This is a genomic window from Streptomyces sp. CA-251247 (genome assembly GCF_050952975.1).
GTDB classification, from domain to species: Bacteria; Actinomycetota; Actinomycetes; order Streptomycetales; family Streptomycetaceae; genus Streptomyces; species Streptomyces achmelvichensis.
Window position 1 is genome coordinate 4,200,268 of record NZ_CP191861.1, and the last position, 19,018, is coordinate 4,219,285.

Annotated in this window: 17 protein-coding genes; 8 read left to right on the forward strand and 9 right to left on the reverse strand. The window is 70.3% G+C overall.

Annotation, left to right across the window (positions count from 1 at the left end; genetic code table 11):
• Positions 1–21 precede the first annotated feature (21 nt).
• From ACQPWZ_RS18525 to ACQPWZ_RS18535, 3 genes are all read right to left on the reverse strand, one after another.
• On the reverse strand, positions 22–690 hold the full coding sequence (locus ACQPWZ_RS18525) for a PadR family transcriptional regulator (RefSeq protein ID WP_356704827.1): 669 nt from the start codon (positions 688–690) through the stop codon (positions 22–24).
• Between the two features lie 85 nt (positions 691–775).
• Complete coding sequence (locus tag ACQPWZ_RS18530; RefSeq protein ID WP_383237223.1) at positions 776–1,351, reverse strand: hypothetical protein; 576 nt, start codon at positions 1,349–1,351, stop codon at positions 776–778.
• Between the two features lie 178 nt (positions 1,352–1,529).
• Complete coding sequence (locus ACQPWZ_RS18535) at positions 1,530–3,146, reverse strand: protein kinase domain-containing protein (protein ID WP_433571891.1); 1,617 nt, start codon at positions 3,144–3,146, stop codon at positions 1,530–1,532.
• A 351-nt stretch (positions 3,147–3,497) separates the two neighbouring features.
• On the opposite strand from ACQPWZ_RS18535, the gene ACQPWZ_RS18540 reads away from it, so the two are divergent.
• Positions 3,498–5,027: a protein kinase domain-containing protein gene (locus ACQPWZ_RS18540; protein WP_433571892.1), complete on the forward strand. Its 1,530-nt coding sequence runs from the start codon at positions 3,498–3,500 to the stop codon at positions 5,025–5,027.
• Positions 5,028–5,077: 50 nt separating this feature from the next.
• Here ACQPWZ_RS18540 and ACQPWZ_RS18545 read toward each other — a convergent pair whose 3' ends face one another.
• The 3 genes from ACQPWZ_RS18545 to ACQPWZ_RS18555 form a co-directional block, all read right to left on the reverse strand.
• Complete coding sequence (locus ACQPWZ_RS18545) at positions 5,078–6,085, reverse strand: phosphotransferase (RefSeq protein ID WP_433571893.1); 1,008 nt, start codon at positions 6,083–6,085, stop codon at positions 5,078–5,080.
• A 15-nt stretch (positions 6,086–6,100) separates the two neighbouring features.
• Positions 6,101–6,517, reverse strand: a complete 417-nt coding sequence (locus ACQPWZ_RS18550; protein WP_433571894.1) for a pyridoxamine 5'-phosphate oxidase family protein — start codon at positions 6,515–6,517, stop codon at positions 6,101–6,103.
• Between the two features lie 119 nt (positions 6,518–6,636).
• The gene (locus ACQPWZ_RS18555) at positions 6,637–7,302 is read right to left on the reverse strand and encodes a response regulator transcription factor (RefSeq protein WP_340474187.1); all 666 of its coding nucleotides are present in this window, start codon (positions 7,300–7,302) and stop codon (positions 6,637–6,639) included.
• 327 nt (positions 7,303–7,629) lie between these two features.
• Between ACQPWZ_RS18555 and pdhA the strand changes: the two genes are divergently transcribed.
• The 3 genes from pdhA to ACQPWZ_RS18570 are packed head-to-tail and all read left to right on the forward strand — an operon-like array spanning position 7,630 to position 11,254.
• Positions 7,630–8,787 (forward strand): pyruvate dehydrogenase (acetyl-transferring) E1 component subunit alpha, encoded by a 1,158-nt coding sequence (gene pdhA / locus ACQPWZ_RS18560; RefSeq protein ID WP_340474188.1) that lies wholly within the window; start codon positions 7,630–7,632, stop codon positions 8,785–8,787.
• Between the two features lie 2 nt (positions 8,788–8,789).
• A complete protein-coding gene (locus ACQPWZ_RS18565; protein ID WP_313945240.1) occupies positions 8,790–9,770 on the forward strand; it encodes an alpha-ketoacid dehydrogenase subunit beta in 981 nt (326 codons plus the stop codon).
• Between the two features lie 14 nt (positions 9,771–9,784).
• On the forward strand, positions 9,785–11,254 hold the full coding sequence (locus ACQPWZ_RS18570) for a dihydrolipoamide acetyltransferase family protein (protein WP_433571895.1): 1,470 nt from the start codon (positions 9,785–9,787) through the stop codon (positions 11,252–11,254).
• A gap of 95 nt (positions 11,255–11,349) precedes the next feature.
• On the opposite strand, the gene ACQPWZ_RS18575 is transcribed toward ACQPWZ_RS18570, so the two are convergent.
• A complete protein-coding gene (locus ACQPWZ_RS18575; RefSeq protein WP_340477924.1) occupies positions 11,350–12,273 on the reverse strand; it encodes a D-alanyl-D-alanine carboxypeptidase family protein in 924 nt (307 codons plus the stop codon).
• 246 nt (positions 12,274–12,519) lie between these two features.
• Between ACQPWZ_RS18575 and ACQPWZ_RS18580 the strand changes: the two genes are divergently transcribed.
• Both ACQPWZ_RS18580 and ACQPWZ_RS18585 read left to right on the forward strand, forming a co-directional pair.
• On the forward strand, positions 12,520–13,161 hold the full coding sequence (locus ACQPWZ_RS18580; RefSeq protein WP_313945238.1) for a GntR family transcriptional regulator: 642 nt from the start codon (positions 12,520–12,522) through the stop codon (positions 13,159–13,161).
• Positions 13,158–14,456, forward strand: coding sequence for an MFS transporter (locus ACQPWZ_RS18585; protein ID WP_340474190.1), 1,299 nt, complete (start codon positions 13,158–13,160; stop codon positions 14,454–14,456). Before ACQPWZ_RS18580 ends, ACQPWZ_RS18585 begins: the two co-directional genes overlap by 4 nt.
• Before the next feature lie 176 nt (positions 14,457–14,632).
• Here the strand turns inward: ACQPWZ_RS18585 and ACQPWZ_RS18590 are convergent, their stop codons facing one another.
• Positions 14,633–15,457, reverse strand: a complete 825-nt coding sequence (locus ACQPWZ_RS18590; RefSeq protein WP_340474192.1) for a maleylpyruvate isomerase family mycothiol-dependent enzyme — start codon at positions 15,455–15,457, stop codon at positions 14,633–14,635.
• 166 nt (positions 15,458–15,623) lie between these two features.
• On the opposite strand from ACQPWZ_RS18590, the gene ACQPWZ_RS18595 reads away from it, so the two are divergent.
• The gene (locus tag ACQPWZ_RS18595; protein WP_433571896.1) at positions 15,624–16,424 is read left to right on the forward strand and encodes a carbon-nitrogen family hydrolase; all 801 of its coding nucleotides are present in this window, start codon (positions 15,624–15,626) and stop codon (positions 16,422–16,424) included.
• Between the two features lie 126 nt (positions 16,425–16,550).
• Here ACQPWZ_RS18595 and ACQPWZ_RS18600 read toward each other — a convergent pair whose 3' ends face one another.
• A complete protein-coding gene (locus ACQPWZ_RS18600; protein ID WP_433571897.1) occupies positions 16,551–17,045 on the reverse strand; it encodes an LURP-one-related/scramblase family protein in 495 nt (164 codons plus the stop codon).
• A gap of 157 nt (positions 17,046–17,202) precedes the next feature.
• Between ACQPWZ_RS18600 and ACQPWZ_RS18605 the strand changes: the two genes are divergently transcribed.
• Entirely contained in the window at positions 17,203–19,011 is a 1,809-nt protein-coding gene (locus ACQPWZ_RS18605) for an NHL domain-containing thioredoxin family protein (protein WP_433571898.1), read from the forward strand.
• Positions 19,012–19,018: the final 7 nt, after the last annotated feature.

Here is a 19,018-nt window from a genome sequence, read left to right on the forward strand (position 1 = left end):
GCCCCGGCCTGGGGCCTGTCGCTAGGCCGTGGACTGCCCGGAGCGATCGGCCTGCGGGGACTGTGAGGCAGGTGCGGACTGCGTGGACTGCGCCTGCTGTCCGAGCAGCGAGGTGGCCGTCGGGCCTGAGGCTCCCCGCTCGGCCTGGGCGGAGAGCCTGATGAGCCGTACTTCGCAGTGGTCGAGCCAGCGCGCCTCGGCCTCCGTCTGGAAGATCAGCTGTTCCAGGACGAGCAGCCAGGCCACGTCGTCGCGCTCCTGCGACCCGCCGCCCTCGATGGCGGCCAGCGCCTGGGCCTTGAGCCGGGTGTAGTCCTGCATCGCCTTCACGGTGTGATGGCGCTGGGACTGGATGACGGCACGGATGTCGACGCCCGGAGCACCGATCGCCATGGCGAGCTTGATGGCCAGCTCGTCCCGCGGCGGGTTGCTCCGGTCCACCGGAGTCTCGAACCAGCTCGTGAGTTCGGCGTGCCCGGCCTCGGTGATGACGTACAGCGCGTGGCCGGCGTCATCCGCACCACTCTGGGCGACCATGCCGTCGCGTTCCAGGCGGTTGAGGGTCGTGTAGACCTGACCCACGTTCAGCGGCCAGGTGGAACCGGTGCGGGACTCGAACTCCGTGCGGAGCTGTGAGCCGTACCGCGGACCGTGTTCCAGGAGGGCGAGGAGCCCGTGACGGATGGACATACTCGGTATGTATACCGGGTATGCCGCCGCGCGCCAACCATCGGGAGGCGGAGCCGTCGCCTCCGTCGTAAGGAGGACAGGCGCCTCAGCGACGCCTCATCCGTACGGCCAGGAAGCCGATTCCGAGGCCCATGAGGGCCATCCCGATGCCGAGGGACAGCGGCGAGATCTGCCTCGCGACGGCCTCGGGGGCGGCCTGTTCCTGCTGTTGACGTGCGGCGGCGGGCGCGAACGGGGTCGGCGGAGGCGCCGGTTGTTCGGCGTCCTCCTCGTGCTCCTCCGTCCAGGGTTCCTCCTCCTCCGTGAGACGGGGCCGCGGCGGATGGTGGTGCTTGCGGGAGGGGGGCGCCGAAGCCGACGGAGAGGCGGAAACGGACGCGGAACGCGTGGCGGAGGCGGTGCCGGACGGGGTGTGCGCCGGCTTGGCGGAGCCGGAACCGGAAGCGGACGGCGTGCTCGGGCTCACGCTCACCGGGGGCAGCGGCCGCCCCGGGCGGGGCCGGCCCTCGCCGGCGGGCCTGCCCGCGAGGGAGGAGGACGCCGTGGGTTTGCCGGAGGGGGAGGCTTCGGGGGTCTCGGACTCGTCCGCGTGTGCCGGATGGGCGACCAGCAGCAACGAGGCGACCGCGATGGCGCACCGCGTGCGGAGCCTTGGAGTCACCGGGTGACCCCCTCCCGTGCCGAACCGCTGTGTTGATGGACTCAGCGTCACATGACGTACCAAGGACGGCATCTCGGGCACCGGCCGTCCGGGTCATCGGCCGCGGCAACACGAACGGCCCGGCACGCGTGGTGCGTACCGGGCCGTGTCGGAAGAGGAAGCGGAACAGAAGGCGAGGTCAGGGGGACTTGCCCGTGGAGATCGTCAGCTCGAACTCCTGGCTGCCCGGGAGGACAGCGGCGCCCTGGCTCGGGTACTGCTGGACCACAGCGTCCTTGGGCCACTGGGGGTTGTCCTCCGTCTTGACCGTCCACGTCCAGTCGGCGGCCCGCAGACAGTCCTTGACGGACAGCACGTCCTTGTAGCGGAGGTCGGGAACGACGACCTTCTTGGGGTCCTGGCCGTCCTCCGTCGCCGCGGAGCACTTGGTGGCCTCGATGGTCCGCGACCGGTCCGGCGGGAGCTCACCACCCTGCTGAGACGTGCTCGAACTCGGGTCCCCGCCCGTGTTGTCGTCCTTACCGTTGTCCTTCATCGAGATCGCCGCGATCAGACCGCCGATCGCCAGCAGCGCGACCGCGATCGCGCCGATGATCACCGGCATGTTCCGCTTGCCGCCGCTGCTGCCACCCGGGCCGGTCGTGGCCGTCTGCGGGGACATCATGTACGGAGGCGGCGTCGAGGCCAGGGGCCCCGCCGTCTGGTACGCCGGAGCGGGATTCTGCGGATAGCCGTACTGCGGAGCCGGGGTCGGGGCGGGCGCCGGGGTCGGCGGGCCGTACGGACTCGGCTGGTACGGCGTCTGCACGCTCTGCGGCGGCGGCGCCGACTGGTCGAGCGGCGGGAAGACGGCCGAGCCGACCCCCGAGCCGCTCGCGGCCGGGGCGCCACCGACGATCATCGGGGCGCCCGTCTGTCCGGCACCCATCACCCGTGCGCACTCGTCGCGCATCGCGGCCGCGCTCGGGAACCGCTCGTTCGGGTTCTTCTTCAGCGCACGGGCGACGAGGGCGTCCATCGCGGGAGTGACGGAGCGGTTGATCGAGGACGGAGCGACCGGCTCCTCCTGGACATGCGCGTACGCGATCGCCAGCGGCGAGTCCGCGTCGAACGGGAGCCGTCCCGTGAGCAGCTGGAAGAGCATGATGCCGACGGAGTACAGATCGGAACGGGCGTCCACGCCGCGTCCCAGCGCCTGCTCCGGCGACAGGTACTGCGGGGTGCCGACGACCATGCCGGTCTGCGTCATCGAGGTGACGCCCGACTGCATGGCGCGCGCGATGCCGAAGTCCATCACCTTGACGACGCCGCGCTTGGTCATCATCACGTTGCCGGGCTTGATGTCCCGGTGGACCAGGCCCATTTCGTGGCTGGTCTCCAGAGCGGCCAGCACATCGGCCGTCACCTTGAGCGCCTTCTCGGCCGGCATCGCTCCGTACTGCTGGACGTCCGCCTGAAGGACGGATCCGAGGGGCCGGCCCTCGACGTACTCCATGACGATGTACGGCATCAGCGAGCCGTCGAGCTCGTCCTCGCCGGTGTCGAAGACGGAGACGATGTTGGGGTGCGACAGCTTGGCGACGGCCTGGGCCTCGCGGCGGAAGCGCTCACGGAAGGACTGCTCGCGCCCGAGCTCGGTGTGCAGCGTCTTGATGGCGACCTGGCGGTCCAGCGCCGAGTCGTACGCCAGATAGACGGAGGCCATACCGCCCTCGCCGAGCAGGTCGCGGAGCTGATACCGGCCACCCGCCACGGACCCACCCGCATAGCGGCCCTGCGCGCCGTCCTGGCTCATGACTGTGCTTCCCCCTCGGCGCGAGCACCTGCCGGCCCGCGATTGCCCGCGTCGCCGCGTGATCCGTGATGCATTACGTGATCCCTATTACGGGGCAAGTCTGCCCGAGGGGTCCGACACGTCAAGCCGGGTGCCCGTTCCGTGACCGTACGCACAAGAAGAGTCTCGGACTCGTTACAGGAAAAGCATGGAATTTGCGCCGTCGGACCGGCAGCGGGTTTGATGGCCGGTCCATCTCGAGCAGGCGCGTCTCGCAGAGGCTGTAGCGTGAGGCGGCACAAGCACCCTGAGGACGACAGCGATTCCCGCACGCACCCCCACGCACGCGGACAGATACGACGGCGAGGAATGATGGCACCCGAACCCGAAGCAGGCGGCGGCGTGCCGGATGCGGCGGACTCCTGGGGCACCGGCGGGCTGGTCGGAGACGGCCGGTACCGGCTGACGCACCGCCTCGGCCGCGGCGGCATGGCCGAAGTCTACGCGGCGGAGGACGTACGGCTCGGTCGAACCGTCGCGGTGAAACTGCTGCGCGCCGACCTCGCCGAGGACCCTGTCTCCAAGGCCCGCTTCACCCGCGAGGCACAGTCGGTCGCGGGCCTCAACCACCATGCGATCGTGGCGGTCTACGACTCCGGCGAGGACGTCGTGGGCGGCCAGTCCGTGCCGTACATCGTCATGGAGCTGGTCGAGGGCCGCACGATCCGCGATCTGCTGCTGAACGCCGAGGCCCCGCCGCCCGAGCAGGCCCTCATCATCGTCTCCGGCGTCCTCGAAGCACTCGCGTACTCCCACCAGCACGGCATCGTGCACCGCGACATCAAGCCCGCGAACGTCATCATCACCAACTCGGGTGCGGTGAAGGTGATGGACTTCGGCATCGCGCGCGCTCTGCACGGGGCGTCGACGACGATGACGCAGACCGGCATGGTGATGGGCACGCCGCAGTACCTGTCCCCCGAGCAGGCGCTGGGCAAGGCCGTCGACCACCGGTCCGACCTCTACGCGACGGGCTGTCTGCTCTACGAACTCCTCGCGCTGCGGCCTCCCTTCACCGGTGAGACCCCGCTCTCGGTGGTCTACCAGCACGTCCAGGACATCCCGGCCCCGCCGTCCGAGGTGTCGGACGTGGTGCCGCCGGAGCTCGACGGCATGGTGATGCGCTCGCTCGCGAAGGACCCGGACGACCGGTTCCAGAGCGCGGAGGAGATGCGCGGCCTGGTGCAGTACTCGCTGCAGATGCTCCAGCAGCAGGGCAGCCACAACGGCAGCTGGAACACCGGGCCGGTCATGCTGAACGACGGCGGGCCGACGCCCGCCATGGGCACCACCGGGCCGACCGCCGTGCACCACCCCGTGCACGGTGACACCTCGCAGGGTCCGCTCCTGCCTCCGCCCAACCCCAACGACGGCGCGTACGACGGTCATCGGCCGGGCGGCCGCAAGGGCCGCAGCAAGGCATGGCTGCTGGCCGTGCTCGCGGTGGTCGCCATCGCGGCCGGCATCGCCTTCGCGCTGAACAAGGCGGGCGACACGGGCGGCACCCCCTCCGACAAGACGTCGGTCTCCGAGACGCCCACGACGCCGGACGAGACGCCGACGCCGACCGAGGAGGAGACCCAGCCGACGGAGGAGCCGGACGACAGCACCGGCGGCAACCAGGAGCCGACGAAGGAGCCGACGTACACCCGGCCGGTCACGCCGAGCGATCCGCAGACGACGGCGGGCCCCACCGACCAGCCGACGGAGCCCACGGACCAGCCGACGGAGCCCACGGATCCGCCGACCGAGCCGACGGACCCGCCCACGGATCCGCCGACGGGCGGCACCAACGAGGGTGCCAACGGTGATCCGGGCGACCCGGGCGGCACCGAGGGCTGACGTCGGGCCGGGTGCCCCAGGGCTCCCGGACTCGGCGCCGAGGCCGGGCTCTAGGCCGTGAAAGCGTCCCGGACCGCCTCGTACTCGCTCGTCCACCAGACCGCCAGGGCCGACACCGCGGGAAACTGCGGGTCGGCCCTTCGGTCGTTCAGCTGGTAGCGCCAGCGCAGTATCCAGAAGTCGTTGAGCCGCTCCCACCACACGCGGTGCACCGCCGCCGCGAGCTCCGCCGCGTCCGCGCCGGCGGCCCGGCGGTAGGCACGCGCGTACGCGCGCACCTTCGGCAGCTCCAGTTCGCCGGCCGGCTGGACGAAGAAGATCGCCGCCGCCCGTACGGCCTCCTCGGCGCGCGGCTGCACGCCCAGCCGGTCCCAGTCGACGATCGCCGCGGGCTCCGCGCCCCGGTAGAGCAGGTTCAGCGGGTGGAAGTCGCCGTGCACCCAGCCGCCCGCGGAGCCCGGCGGCGGTCTGTGCGCGGCATGGCGCTCCAGCAGCGCGCGGCGCTCCACGAGCCGGTGCTCGGCGAGGGCGTCGAAGGCGTCGTGGGGCCGGGCGGCCCGAGCCAAGGACAGCAGTTCGTCGATGAGCGTGAAGGTCTCCTCGGGGTCGGCGCTCTCGTACTCGCCGCGTTCTGTGTGGTCGACCTCCATGACCTGGTCGAGACAGGTGTGGACAAGTCCCAGGAGCGAGCCGAGCCGCCGGGACTGGGCCGTCGTGAGGTGGGCGCCGTCGCGGTGGCGGCCGTCGACCCAGGGGTGCAGGGCGTAACAGCAGCCGCCGATCACCGCGACCGTGCCGCCCTCGGTGTCCTCGACGGGCGGGGCGACCGGGACGCCGAGCGCCTGGAGACGCTTGGTCGCCCGGTGCTGGCGGGCGATGGCCTCGTGGTCGCCGTCGAGGTGGTGCTTGAGGAAGTAGGCACCGCGGGTGGTGGACAGGCGGTAGCCGCGGTTGAGGAGGCCCAGGGTGACCGGCTCGCAGGACAGTGGTTCGCCCGGATCCTCGTAGCGGCGCAGAAGCGGACCGAGGGGTGGGGCGGTTGCAGATGAGCGCGGCACCCGCCAGATGTTAGATCACGCAGCGTGTCGGGTGGGACGCTCTTCGAGATAGTCCATCGTGTGCACGGTCACGAACCGGGGTTCGATCCGCAGATAGACAGGATCGAACGCCTCGCCGTTCATGTGGTGCGGCTGCTCCCCGAAGAGCCGCAGCATCTCCTCGGACGGCTGGACCACCTCCGCCGTACCGCTGAACTGCACCGACCAGCGGACCGCCGCCCCGGAGTTGAGGTTGTCCGCGCCGTAGGCCACCACGCTGCCGCTGCACGCGCTGTGGTAGCCGAAACCGCGGTGTATCCGCAGGAAGACGCTGCCGTCCAGCACGATGTGCCGGGCCGGCGCGACGAACGGCATGGCCCGCATGCTCGTCGCCAGTCGGCCGTACGGCACGCGGCCGAGCAGTTCGACCCCGCGGGCTTCCTCGGTGGACATGACTCCACTCTCCGTGACGGACGCCCTGCCCGAAAGGGCCCGCTGCCCTCGGCCCGCAGGGACGAAGGTCCCGGTGGCGAGGGCCGGAACGGGTCAGCCCGGACGGGTGAGGCGGGGCGTCAGCGGTACTCGCGCTCCGCCTGTATCCGGGCCACGTAGGCGGCGGCCTGCGAACGCCGCTCCATGCCCAGTTTCGACAGCAGGCTCGAGACGTAGTTCTTGATGGTCTTCTCGGCGAGGTGCAGCCGCTCGCCGATGACCCGGTTGGTCAGTCCCTCGCCGATCAGGTCCAGGATCCTGCGCTCCTGCTCGGTCAGGGCCGCCAGCTTCTCGTCGCTCTTCGGGCTGTTGCCGCCCCGCAGCCGCTCCAGCACCCGGGCGGTCGCCACGGGGTCGAGCAGCGACCGGCCGGCCGCCACGTCCCGCACCGCCGTCAACAGCTCGTTGCCGCGGATCGCCTTCAGAACGTAACCCGACGCGCCGGCCATGATCGCGTCGAAAAGTGCCTCGTCGTCGGAGAACGAGGTGAGCATCAGGCATTTGATGTGCTCATTTGCGGAACGGACCTCGCGGCAGACCTCGACACCGCTGCCGTCGGGCAGCCGTACATCGAGAACGGCGACATCAGGGCTGGTCGCAGGGATTCTGACCAGGGCGTCTGCCGCCGTGCCCGCCTCTCCGACGACCTCGATGTCCTCCTCGCCGGAGAGCAGTTCGTGGACTCCGCGGCGCACAACCTCATGATCGTCGAGAAGAAATACGGTGATTTTTCCGTCTTCGGGCACGAAAGCAGTCTCACACATCTACTCTTCCCGTGCCCGGGGTGCCCGGGATAACGTGCCCGTGTTCCGGCGGCCTGCAAGGCTGTGACCAGTGGTTGTTCCCGTATTTCTCGATTTACTTGGATATCCAAGCAAAATCGCAGGTCAAATGGGGTTTCGCAGTAATGCGGCCCACTGGGTAACGTGCCTTTGGCAGGGCGCTCGCCGGGGCACCTGTCACGCCTGTTCCCGGCTGCGTCGCACCCACCCCGTGCACGGGTACTGGAATCAGGCGAGCCGCACTGGTTTACCCGGCGAACCCGGGGGCCGGACCGACGGAGGAGCACGCACGTGACCGTGGAGAGCACTGCCGCGCGCAAACCGCGACGCAGCAGCAAGCGCGTCAGCGCCGCGAAGAAGCCAGAGGGCTCGGAGCCCCAGCTCGTACAGCTGCTGACGCCCGAGGGCGAGCGGATCGAGCACCCCGAGTACAGCATCGATCTGACGCCCGAGGAGCTGCGCGGCCTGTACCGCGACATGGTTCTCACGCGCCGCTTCGACGCCGAGGCCACCTCCCTGCAGAGGCAGGGAGAGCTCGGGCTGTGGGCATCCCTGCTGGGCCAGGAGGCCGCACAGATCGGATCGGGCCGCGCGCTGCGCGACGACGACTACGTCTTCCCGACCTACCGCGAGCACGGCGTCGCCTGGTGCCGCGGTGTCGACCCCACCAATCTGCTCGGCATGTTCCGCGGTGTGAACCACGGCGGCTGGGACCCGAACACCAACAACTTCCACCTGTACACGATCGTCATCGGCTCGCAGACGCTGCACGCCACCGGCTACGCGATGGGCGTGGCCAAGGACGGTGCCGACTCGGCCGTGATCGCGTACTTCGGTGACGGCGCGTCCAGCCAGGGCGACGTCGCGGAATCGTTCACCTTCTCCGCGGTCTACAACGCTCCCGTGGTGTTCTTCTGCCAGAACAACCAGTGGGCCATCTCCGAGCCGACCGAGAAGCAGACCCGGGTGCCGCTCTACCAGCGCGCCCAGGGCTTCGGCTTCCCCGGCATCCGGGTCGACGGCAACGACGTGCTCGCCTGCCTGGCCGTGACCCGGTCCGCGCTGGAGCGCGCCCGCCGCGGCGAGGGCCCGACGCTGGTCGAGGCGTTCACCTACCGCATGGGCGCGCACACCACCTCGGACGACCCGACGAAGTACCGGGCCGACGAGGAGCGCCAGGCGTGGGAGGCGAAGGACCCGATCCTGCGGCTCCGTACGTACCTGGAGAACGCGGTTCTCGAAAAGGACGAGGCCGAAGCGTTCTTCACCTCCCTGGAGGAGGAGAGCGAGACGCTCGGCAAGCGGGTCCGTGAGGCGGTGCGGGCCATGCCCGACCCGGACGACCTGGCGATCTTCGAGAATGTCTACGCAGACGGGCACGCCCTCGTCGACGAGGAGCGCGCTCAGTTCCTCGCGTACCAGGCGTCCTTCGCCGAGGAGGGCAACTGATCATGGCCGCCACGAAACTTCCCCTCGCCAAAGCGATCAACGAATCGCTGCGCAAGGCCCTGGAGACCGACCCCAAGGTCCTGATCATGGGTGAGGACGTCGGCAAGCTCGGCGGCGTCTTCCGGGTCACCGACGGACTCCAGAAGGACTTCGGCGAGGAGCGGGTCATCGACACCCCGCTCGCCGAGTCCGGCATCGTCGGCACGGCGATCGGTCTCGCACTGCGGGGCTACCGTCCCGTCGTGGAGATCCAGTTCGACGGCTTCGTCTTCCCGGCGTACGACCAGATCGTCACGCAGCTCGCGAAGATGCACGCCCGCGCGCTCGGCAAGATCAAGATGCCGGTCGTCATCCGCATTCCGTACGGCGGCGGCATCGGCGCGGTCGAGCACCACTCCGAGTCCCCCGAGGCGCTCTTCGCCCATGTGGCGGGCCTCAAGGTGATCTCGCCGTCGAACTCCTCCGACGCCTACTGGATGATGCAGCAGGCCATCCAGAGCGACGACCCGGTCATCTTCTTCGAGCCCAAGCGCCGCTACTGGGACAAGAGCGAGGTCGACACCGAGGCGATCCCCGGACCCCTCCACACCGCCCGCGTCCTGCGGACCGGCACCGACCTCACGCTGGCCGCGTACGGCCCGATGGTGAAGGTCTGCGTCGAGGCCGCGGCCGCCGCGGAGGAGGAGGGCAAGTCCATCGAGGTCCTGGACCTGCGATCGATGTCGCCCATCGACTTCGACACCATCCAGACGTCGGTCGAGAAGACCCGCCGGCTGGTCGTGGTGCACGAGGCCCCCGTCTTCTACGGCTCCGGCGCGGAGATCGCCGCTCGCATCACCGAGCGGTGCTTCTACCACCTGGAGGCTCCGGTGCTCAGGGTCGGCGGGTTCCATGCGCCGTATCCGCCGGCGCGGCTCGAGGAGGAGTACCTTCCGGGTCTTGACCGGGTGCTGGACGCCGTCGACCGCTCGCTCGCGTACTGAGGAGTGCCGTGACCATGACTCAAGACACTTCGCTTCGCTTCCGCGAGTTCAAGATGCCCGACGTGGGCGAGGGACTCACCGAGGCGGAGATCCTCAAGTGGTACGTGCAGCCCGGTGACACGGTGACCGACGGCCAGGTGGTGTGCGAGGTCGAGACGGCGAAGGCGGCCGTCGAGCTGCCCATCCCGTACGACGGCATCGTGCACGCCCTGCGTTTCGAGGAGGGCACGACGGTCGACGTCGGCACCTCGATCATCACGATCGACGTGGCGCCCGGCGGCGGTGACGCGGCCCCGGACGACCAGCCCGAGGCACAGACCAAGGCCGCGCCGGTCGCGCCCGCCGCCGAGGAGGAGGAGGCTCCCAAGGGACGCCAGCCGGTCCTCGTCGGCTACGGCGTCGCCGAGACCTCCTCCAAGCGCCGCCCGCGCAAGCCCGGTGCGGGGCAGGGCGTACCGGCCCAGCCCGCCGCCGAGGGCGCGGGCTCGCACCAGCCGCAGGCCGCGGCTCCGCAGAGCCCGGCCGCCGCGATCCAGGCCGAGATGAACGGGCACGGCGGCACCGCCGCACTGCCCCGTCCGCTGGCCAAGCCCCCGGTCCGCAAGCTCGCCAAGGACCTGGGCATCGACCTGGCGACGGTCACCCCGACCGGACCGGACGGCATCATCACCCGGGAGGACGTCCACGCGGCGGCCGCCCCGGCGGCTGCGCCCGCGCAGGCTCCGGCTCCGGCCCCCGAGCCCGTGGCCGCCGCCGCGGTGCCCGCGCCGGTCGTGGCGGGCACGCGCGAGACGCGTATCCCGATCAAGGGGGTGCGCAAGGCCACCGCGGCCGCGATGGTCGGCAGCGCGTTCACGGCGCCGCACGTCACGGAGTTCATCACGCTCGACGTGACGCGGACCATGAAGCTCGTCGACGAACTCAAGGCCGACAAGGACATGGCCGGGCTGCGGGTCAACCCGCTGCTGCTGATCGCCAGGGCACTGCTCGTCGCGATCAAGCGCAACCCCGGGGTCAACGCCGCCTGGGACGAGGCCGGCCAGGAGATCGTCCAGAAGCACTACGTGAACCTGGGCATCGCGGCGGCCACCCCGCGCGGACTGATCGTGCCGAACATCAAGGACGCGCACGACAAGACCCTGCCCGAACTGGCGCAGGCGCTCGGTGAGCTGGTCGGCACCGCCCGCGAGGGGAAGACCACCCCGGCGGCGATGCAGGGCGGCACGGTGACCATCACCAACGTCGGCGTCTTCGGCGTCGACACCGGCACGCCGATCCTCAACCCCGGCGAGTCCGCGATCCTCGCGGTCGGTGCGATCAAGCTCCAGCCGTGGGTCCACAAGGGCAAGGTCAAGCCCCGTCAGGTCACCACGCTCGCGCTCTCCTTCGACCACCGTCTGGTCGACGGCGAGCTGGGCTCCAAGGTGCTCGCGGATGTCGCGGCGGTCCTGGAGAACCCGAAGCGGCTGATCACCTGGGCCTGACCGGCCCGGACCGGCTCTGGCCGGTGCTGAACGACGAGGTCCCGTGACGCCGAGCGTCACGGGACCTCGTTCGGTTCACCGGTGGGTTCGGTGGATCAGTCGCGCTGTGCGCCGGCCGGGAGCGAGCGCACCTTCATCGTCTTGGCGGTGCTGGAGCCGAAGCCGAAGTCCAGCAGCTTCGCCGCGTCCTTGGTGCGCTCGGCGACGCTGGAGCTGCCGAGGACCACGCCGACGTACGTCTTGGTGCCGCGGGTGGCGGCGAAGACGAGGCAGGGGCCGGCAGCCGTGCCGGTGCCGGTCTTCACGCCGATGGCGCCGCTGTACGAGCCGAGCAGGGTGTTCGTGTTGTACCAGGTGTACGTGCGGGTGCCGCCGGTGCTCGTCGTCGCGGTGGTCTTGTACGACGTCGCCTTGACCACGTCACGGAAGACGGAGCTGCTCACCGCGTGGCGGGCGAGCTTCGCCAGGTCCCACGGGGTGGTGTAGTTGTTGCCCTTGGCCGAGATGCCGTCGAACGAGTCGAACTTGGTGTTCACCAGACCCAGTTGCTTGGCCTTGGCGTTCATCTTGCCGATGAACGAGGCGGTGCGGGCGGCGGTCGTCGTCCCCGTGCCGTAGGTGTCGGCGAGGGCGTACGCGGCGTCGCAGCCGGACGGCAGCATCATGGCGGAGAGCAGCTGACGGACCGTCAGCTTGTCGCCGGTGCGCAGGTCCGCGGTGCTCGCGCCCTGCTTGACAACGTAGTCGCGGTACGCCTGCTTGACGGTGACCTTCTTGTTGAGGTCCACGCCCTTGATCGTGAGAACCGTGATGGCGGTCACGAGCTTCGTGGTGCTCGCCATCTGACGGCGGGTGTTGTTGGCCTTGCCGTAGATCGGCTTGGCGTCGAGCTGGTCCAGCAGGAAACCGCCCTTGGCGGTGATGGACGGGATCGGCTGCGCGGCTTGCGCGGGTGCGGCCAGGGGTGAAGCCGTCAGCAGCAGACCGCTCGCGAGAGCGAGCGTGGCTGCTCTGCGCAGGCCCTTGTGGCTCGATATCACAGAAAACGCTCCGAGTTCGCAAATGCGTCTGAACAAGTCCGAAGGGGACACGGCGAAAAGAGGGTCCCGTTACGAGACTCGTGACCGGGCCCGATGGATGTAGTCGTGTGTGCATCTTGTCGGACTTTTTTGGCTGTGCTCGCGAGTGGTCGCCTGTCCCGGCCGTCCGTCCTGCATCGTGGACATGGCTTTCTGATGCACCTGTCTTGTATCTAAGCTGTGCGCATGCCTGCCGCAGCCCCCGCCGCCGACCGTGTCTACACCCACGTCAAGCAGGCAGTCCTCGACCGCCGCTACGAGGGCGGGACCCTTCTCACCGAGGGCGAACTGGCCGACGCCGTAGGGGTGTCCCGCACGCCCGTCCGTGAGGCCCTCCTCAAGCTGGAGGTCGAAGGGCTGATCAAGCTCTATCCGAAGAAGGGCGCGCTCGTCCTCGCCGTCTCCGCGCAGGAGATCGCCGACGTCGTGGAGACCCGGCTGCTCGTCGAGGAGCATGCCGCCCGTAAGGCAGTGCCCGCCCCGCCGCAGCTGCTCGCCCGTCTCGAAGAGCTCCTGGAGCAGCAGAAACGGCAGGTCCAGGAGGGCGACTTGGCGGCGGTGGCGGTCACCGACCGGTGCTTCCACGCCGAGATCGTCCGCAGCGGCGGCAACGAGATCCTGTCCCGCCTCTACGACCAACTCCGCGACCGGCAGTTGCGGATGGGCGTCGCCGTGATGCACGCCCACCCCGACAGGATCACCAAGAACGTCGCCGAGCACAGCGAGATCCTGGAAGCCCTGCGCGCCGGCGACCCGGACCGGGCCGCGGCCCTCGTCCACCGGCACGTCGGCTGGTTCAGCAACCTGGCGCGGGGCGAGGTCCGATGACGACCCACGCCGCGCTGCCGGGAGATCCTCCGGGCGGCCGCCGGGCCGCCGCCGTCTGGGGCATCGGCGTCGCCGTCTACTTCGTCGCCGTCATCTTCCGGACCTCCCTCGGTGTCGCCGGCCTCGACGCCGCCGACCGCTTCGACGTCAACGCCTCGGCGCTGTCCACCTTCTCCATACTCCAGCTGCTGGTCTACGCCGGCATGCAGATACCCGTCGGCCTGATGGTCGACCGGCTCGGCACCAAGAAGGTCCTGACCCTCGGCGTCGTGCTGTTCACCGTCGGACAACTGGGCTTCGCGCTGGCCCCCTCGTACGGCACGGCGCTCGCCGCCCGCGCTCTGCTCGGCTGCGGCGACGCGATGACCTTCATCAGCGTGCTGCGGCTCGGCAGCCGCTGGTTCCCCGCCCGGCGCGGGCCCCTCATCGGACAGGTCGCCGCCCTCTTCGGGATGGCCGGCAACCTCGTCTCCACCCTCGTCATCGCCCGCATGCTGCACGGCATGGGCTGGACGGCCACCTTCGCGGGCAGCGCCGGGGCCGGCGTGCTGGTCCTCGTGCTGATGCTGGTCTTCCTCAAGGACCACCCCGAGGGCCACGAACCCCCGCCTGCGCAGCACGCGGGAGCCGCGTTCGTCCGCAAACAGATCGCCCTGTCCTGGCGCGAGCCCGGCACCCGGCTCGGTATGTGGGTGCACTTCACCACCCAGTTCCCCGCCATGGTGTTCCTGCTGCTGTGGGGGATGCCCTTCCTGGTCGAGGCCCAGGGGCTGTCCCGGGAGACGGCCGGCTCGCTGCTCACCCTGGTCGTGCTCTCCAACATGATGGTGGGCCTGGTCTACGGGCAGATCATCGCCCGCCACCACGCGGCGCGTGCGCCGCTCGCGCTCGGCACGGTCGGCGCGACCGCGCTTCTGTGGGCCACAACGCTCGTCCACCCCGGCGAACACGCCCCGATGTGGCTGCTGATCACGCTGTGCACCGTGCTCGGCGCCTGCGGGCCCGCGTCGATGATCGGCTTCGACTTCGCCCGGCCGGCCAACCCGCCGCAGCGGCAGGGCACGGCGTCCGGGATCGTCAACATGGGCGGCTTCGTGGCGTCGATGACGACACTGCTCGCCGTGGGCGTGCTGCTGGACGCGACGGGCGACAACTACCGGATCGCGTTCTCCTCCGTGTTCGTGCTGGAGGCGCTGGGGATCACTCAGATCCTTCGCCTGCGGGCGCGTACAGCGCGCCGGGAACGGGAGCGGCTGGTGGCGAGCAGGGTGGAGGCGGTGCACGTCCCGGCGTAGGGACCGCACCGGCCCGCACTGTCCGGACCACACCGTAATGCCGCTGACCGAACTGCCTCGAACCGCACCGGACCGCACTGCCCCGGATCGCGCGCCCGGGCGGACCGGCGCGGTGGCCGGCAGGGTCCCAGGCGTTCCTCGACCTCGACCTCGACCTCGGCCGCGCCGCGCGAGCGTCAGGGCGTGACCGCGAACTCCCGCAGGATCGCAGTGGCCAGGTCCTGGTCGCCGTCCACCTTCACCCGGTCCACCGCCGCCGTCGCCCGCATGCGGCCGCACGCCAGCCGGTGGTACGTCTCCCAGTCCATCGCCAGGGTCACGACGGGCCCCAACGAGGGTGCGCCGTCGACCGTTCCGCGTCCGTCCGCGTCCACCCGGACCGTACGCAAGAACTCCACCGGACCGTGCACATCAAAGACAACCGCCGAATTCGGCGGCGCGCCCGCGTCCTTGGCGACAACCTTGGGGAGCGCCTCCAGCAGGCAGTCCCGGGTGATGTAGGCACCGGGGGAGTCCTCGTTGCCCGGCCGGCCGATGGCGACCCGCAGATCCTGTTCGTGCACCCAGAGATCGAACGCGCGCATCCGCATGGCGAGTTCGAGGCTCTGCTCGGCGCCCAGCGGCGCGCGGACCACGGCGTCGGGACCGCGGGTCTCGTTGCGCAGCTGGCGGGCGCGCCGGATCATCGTGTACTCGAGCTCGGAGGTCATCTCCGGGGCCGTGTGGTGCCGCCGCACATCGACCTGCATCTCCATGTAGCGCGCGAAGTCGCTCTGCACGTGGTAGAGATCACGCGGCAGCGTGTGGATCGGCCGGGGATCGCCGAGCATCTCGCACTCCATGCCGATGACGTGCGAGACCAGGTCACGCACCGACCAGGCGGGGCACGGCGTCGGACGGTTCCACTCACCCTCGACGAGCGGCTGCACCAGCTCGGCTATCGATTCAAGGGAGTGGGTCGAGGCGTCGGCGTAGGTCTGGAGGCTGGGATGGACGGTCACGGGACCCCTCGGCGGTTCTGCGGTACGCGGGCTGGGCTGCTGCTGACTGCTGGGCTGCGTGGGAGGCTCGGCAGTTAAGTTACGCTGCCGAGCGTCACCCCGGCAGTGCTTTCGTGTGACGATCGTAGGCCCGCCCCGAGGGCTCGAATGCCAGGACGGTGGTAGTGTGCGCGCCTCCCTCATCCAGATCGCAGCAGACCCGGACGAAACGGTCAATTCCCGTAGACAGCGTGCGGCTTCACTCGTTCGTGAGCAGCGCGGAGCGGATCTGGTGGTCCTGCCCGAGTTGTGGCCGGTCGGAGCGTTCGCGTACCAGTCGTTCGAGGACGAGGCCGAGACGTCGGCCGGGCCGACGTACGAGGTGATGGCCGAAGCCGCGAGGGATGCGGGTGTCTGGCTGCACGCGGGTTCGATCGTCGAACGCGACCCCGACGGCACGCTCTACAACACCTCCCTCGTCATCTCCCCCACGGGCGACCTCGCCGGCACCTACCGCAAGATCCACCGCTTCGGCTTCGACAAGGGCGAGGCGGTGATGATGGGCGCGGGCGCGGACCTGGCGACGGTCGCGCTGCCCGAACTGACCATCGGCCTCGCGACCTGTTACGACCTGCGCTTCCCCGAGCTCTTCCGGGGCCTGGTCGACGCGGGAGCCGGTCTGTTCGTCGTTCCCGCGGGCTGGCCCGCCCGCCGCCGCGGCCACTGGACCCTGCTGGCCCGCGCCCGCGCGGTCGAGAACCAGGCGTACGTCCTCGCCTGCGGTACCGCGGGCACCCATGCGGACGTCGAGCAGGCGGGGCACAGCATCGTGGTCGACCCGTGGGGCGAGGTGCTCGCCGAGGCGGGACCGGACGAGGAGATCCTGACCGTCGACCTCGACACCGCGAAGGTGGAGGCGACGCGGGAACAGTTCCCGGTGCTGAAGGACCGGCGCCTGGGAGTGGTGGCGCCCGACCTCCTGCGCTGACCCGCCGGCTGCCGAACACCATCACGTGCGACGACCGCCCACCGGTGGTCCCGCCCCCGGCCCCGTCACCCTGCGGACCGGCCGGCCTGCCCCGCACCGGAACCCTCGGGTGCGGGGCACGGCCGCTCAGTCCTCCTCGCGCTCCTTCTCCGCCATCCGGATCACACACACGGCCACGGCGATCATCAGCGCGGCGTCCGCGTCCTCCCGGACCACGTTGACGGCGTACGTCTCCCGCAGGTGGAACCACTGCCGCGAGATGTGCGCGAGCAGCTCACCCTCGTACTCGACGACGAACTCCCGGTCGAGGATGCGCCCGCTGACATCGAGCTCGGTGCCCTCGGCGAGGGTGACGCGGTAGTGATTGCGCAGCAGCGACAGCCGCTTCCTGCGGATGGTGGCGAGGGTGCTGTCGTCGCGCTCGATGGTCATGGTGTCCCGCAGGCTGATCAGCTTCTTGCGGAGCGTGACCAGGATCATGCCGTTCGGGTCCTTGAGCTCCAGGGTGTCCCGGAGGCGCAGCGCCTTGCCGTCGACGAGGAAGGCGTGGCGGCCCTGCTCGTCCTCGATCCAGTAGTCGTCGCCGATCGCGAGGATTTTGTCGCGCACGAGATATTTCATGCGGAATGCGTACCCCCGGCGGTGACGGTGGATGGGGGTACGGCCGCACGTGCACGCGTTCGGGCGTCCGTGCCCGCTCTGTCGGTCGCGAGGCTGCCGCCCGCCCCTGCCGCGGGCCCGCAATCCGGCATTCACACCCGGGTGGCAAGCTTGAACCATGAACGATGCCGCCCCGGCGCCCACCCCCGCGCCCCGCAAGCGTGCCCGTGTCCGTGCCCCTGAACTGGTCGGCAAGGGCGGCTGGCTCAACACCGGTGACAAGCAGTACGCGCTCGCGGACCTCCGCGGAAAGATTGTTCTGCTCGATTTTTGGACGTTTTGCTGCATTAACTGCCTGCATGTCCTCGACGAACTCCGCGATCTCGAGGAGAAGCACCGCGACACCGTCGTGATCATCGGCGTCCACTCGCCCAAGTTCGTGCACGAGGCCGAGCACCAGGCCGTCGTCGACGCCGTCGAGCGGTACCAGGTGCACCACCCCGTCCTGGACGATCCCGAACTCGCCACCTGGAAGCAGTACGCCGTCCGCGCCTGGCCCACGCTCGTCGTGATCGACCCCGAGGGGTACGTCGTCGCGCAGCACGCCGGTGAGGGACATGCGCACGCCATCGCCAGGCTCGTCGAGGAGCTGGAGGCCGAGCACGAGGCCAAGGGGACGCTGCGGCGCGGGGACGGGCCCTATGTGGCGCCCGAGCCCGTCGCCACCGATCTGCGTTTTCCCGGCAAGGCCGTGCTGCTGCCGTCCGGGAATCTCCTCGTGTCCGACTCCACCCGCCATCAACTCGTCGAGCTGGAGCCCGACGGTGAGAGCGTCGTGCGGCGGATCGGGGACGGGATCCTCAACGAGCCGCAGGGGCTCGCGCTGCTGCCCGACGGGCGGGTCGCCGTCGCCGACACCGTGAACCACACCGTCCGTGCGTACGACCCGGAGAGCGGCGCGTTCGAGACGCTCGCCGGGACCGGCCGGCAGTGGTGGCAGGGCTCGCCCACCAGCGGTCCCGCGCTCGATGTGGCGCTGTCCTCGCCGTGGGACGTGGCCTGGTGGGGCGGGAAGCTGTGGATCGCCATGGCGGGCGTCCACCAGCTGTGGACGTACGACCCGGAGACCGGGACCGTCGAGGCGGCGGCGGGCACCACCAACGAAGGACTCGTCGACGGGCCCGCCGCCGAGGCCTGGTTCGCGCAGCCGTCCGGGCTCGCCGCCACCGAGGAGCGGCTGTGGATCGCCGACTCGGAGACGTCCGCCCTGCGCTGGATCGACCCGGATCTCGTGGTGCACACGGCGGTCGGCACGGGGCTGTTCGACTTCGGGCACCGGGACGGGCCGGCGGACCAGGCTCTGCTCCAGCACCCGTTGGGGGTCACCGCCCTGCCGGACGGGTCGGTCGCCGTGAGCGACACGTACAACCACGCGCTGCGCCGCTACGACCCGGTGAGCGGCGAGGTCAGCACGCTGGCCACGGATCTGCGGGAGCCTTCCGGGGCCGTTCTCGTCGGTGACGACATCGTCGTGGTGGAGTCGGCCCGGCACCGGCTGACCCGGCTGCGGCTGCCGGACGAGGCGGTACGGGTCGAGGCCGTCGCGCACCGTACGCAGCGTGCGGCGACCGAGGTGGCCGGTGGCAGGCTGCAACTGGATGTGGTCTTCCAGGCCCCGGCCGGCCAGAAGCTCGACACCCGGTACGGGCCCTCCACCCGGCTGCTCGTCTCCTCGACGCCGCCCGAGCTGCTGGTGGCCGGCGAGGGTGCCGGCACCGACCTCGCGCGGGAGCTGGAGATCGATCCGGCCGTGGGCGAGGGGGTGCTGCACATCTCGGCGATGGCGGCGTCCTGTGACGACGATCCCGAGAACGAGTACCCCGCCTGCCATGTGCATCAGCAGGACTGGGGCGTCCCGGTGATGGTGACGGCGGACGGGGTGGCCCGGCTGCCGCTGGTTCTGGCGGGCATGGACGAGGGCCGCTGAACCGTCG

What these genes read in the sequence shown, in the direction of transcription:
- ACQPWZ_RS18550 (WP_433571894.1), bottom strand. Translation starts at nt 6,517, where the DNA reads ATGTCCACCGAGGAAGCCCGCGGGGTCGAACTGCTCGGCCGCGTGCCG.
- ACQPWZ_RS18605 (WP_433571898.1), top strand. Translation starts at nt 17,203, where the DNA reads ATGAACGATGCCGCCCCGGCGCCCACCCCCGCGCCCCGCAAGCGTGCC.
- ACQPWZ_RS18580 (WP_313945238.1), top strand. Translation starts at nt 12,520, where the DNA reads ATGCCTGCCGCAGCCCCCGCCGCCGACCGTGTCTACACCCACGTCAAG.
- ACQPWZ_RS18535 (WP_433571891.1), bottom strand. Translation starts at nt 3,146, where the DNA reads ATGAGCCAGGACGGCGCGCAGGGCCGCTATGCGGGTGGGTCCGTGGCG.
- ACQPWZ_RS18585 (WP_340474190.1), top strand. Translation starts at nt 13,158, where the DNA reads ATGACGACCCACGCCGCGCTGCCGGGAGATCCTCCGGGCGGCCGCCGG.
- ACQPWZ_RS18525 (WP_356704827.1), bottom strand. Translation starts at nt 690, where the DNA reads ATGTCCATCCGTCACGGGCTCCTCGCCCTCCTGGAACACGGTCCGCGG.
- ACQPWZ_RS18540 (WP_433571892.1), top strand. Translation starts at nt 3,498, where the DNA reads ATGGCACCCGAACCCGAAGCAGGCGGCGGCGTGCCGGATGCGGCGGAC.
- ACQPWZ_RS18600 (WP_433571897.1), bottom strand. Translation starts at nt 17,045, where the DNA reads ATGAAATATCTCGTGCGCGACAAAATCCTCGCGATCGGCGACGACTAC.
- ACQPWZ_RS18570 (WP_433571895.1), top strand. Translation starts at nt 9,785, where the DNA reads ATGACTCAAGACACTTCGCTTCGCTTCCGCGAGTTCAAGATGCCCGAC.
- ACQPWZ_RS18565 (WP_313945240.1), top strand. Translation starts at nt 8,790, where the DNA reads ATGGCCGCCACGAAACTTCCCCTCGCCAAAGCGATCAACGAATCGCTG.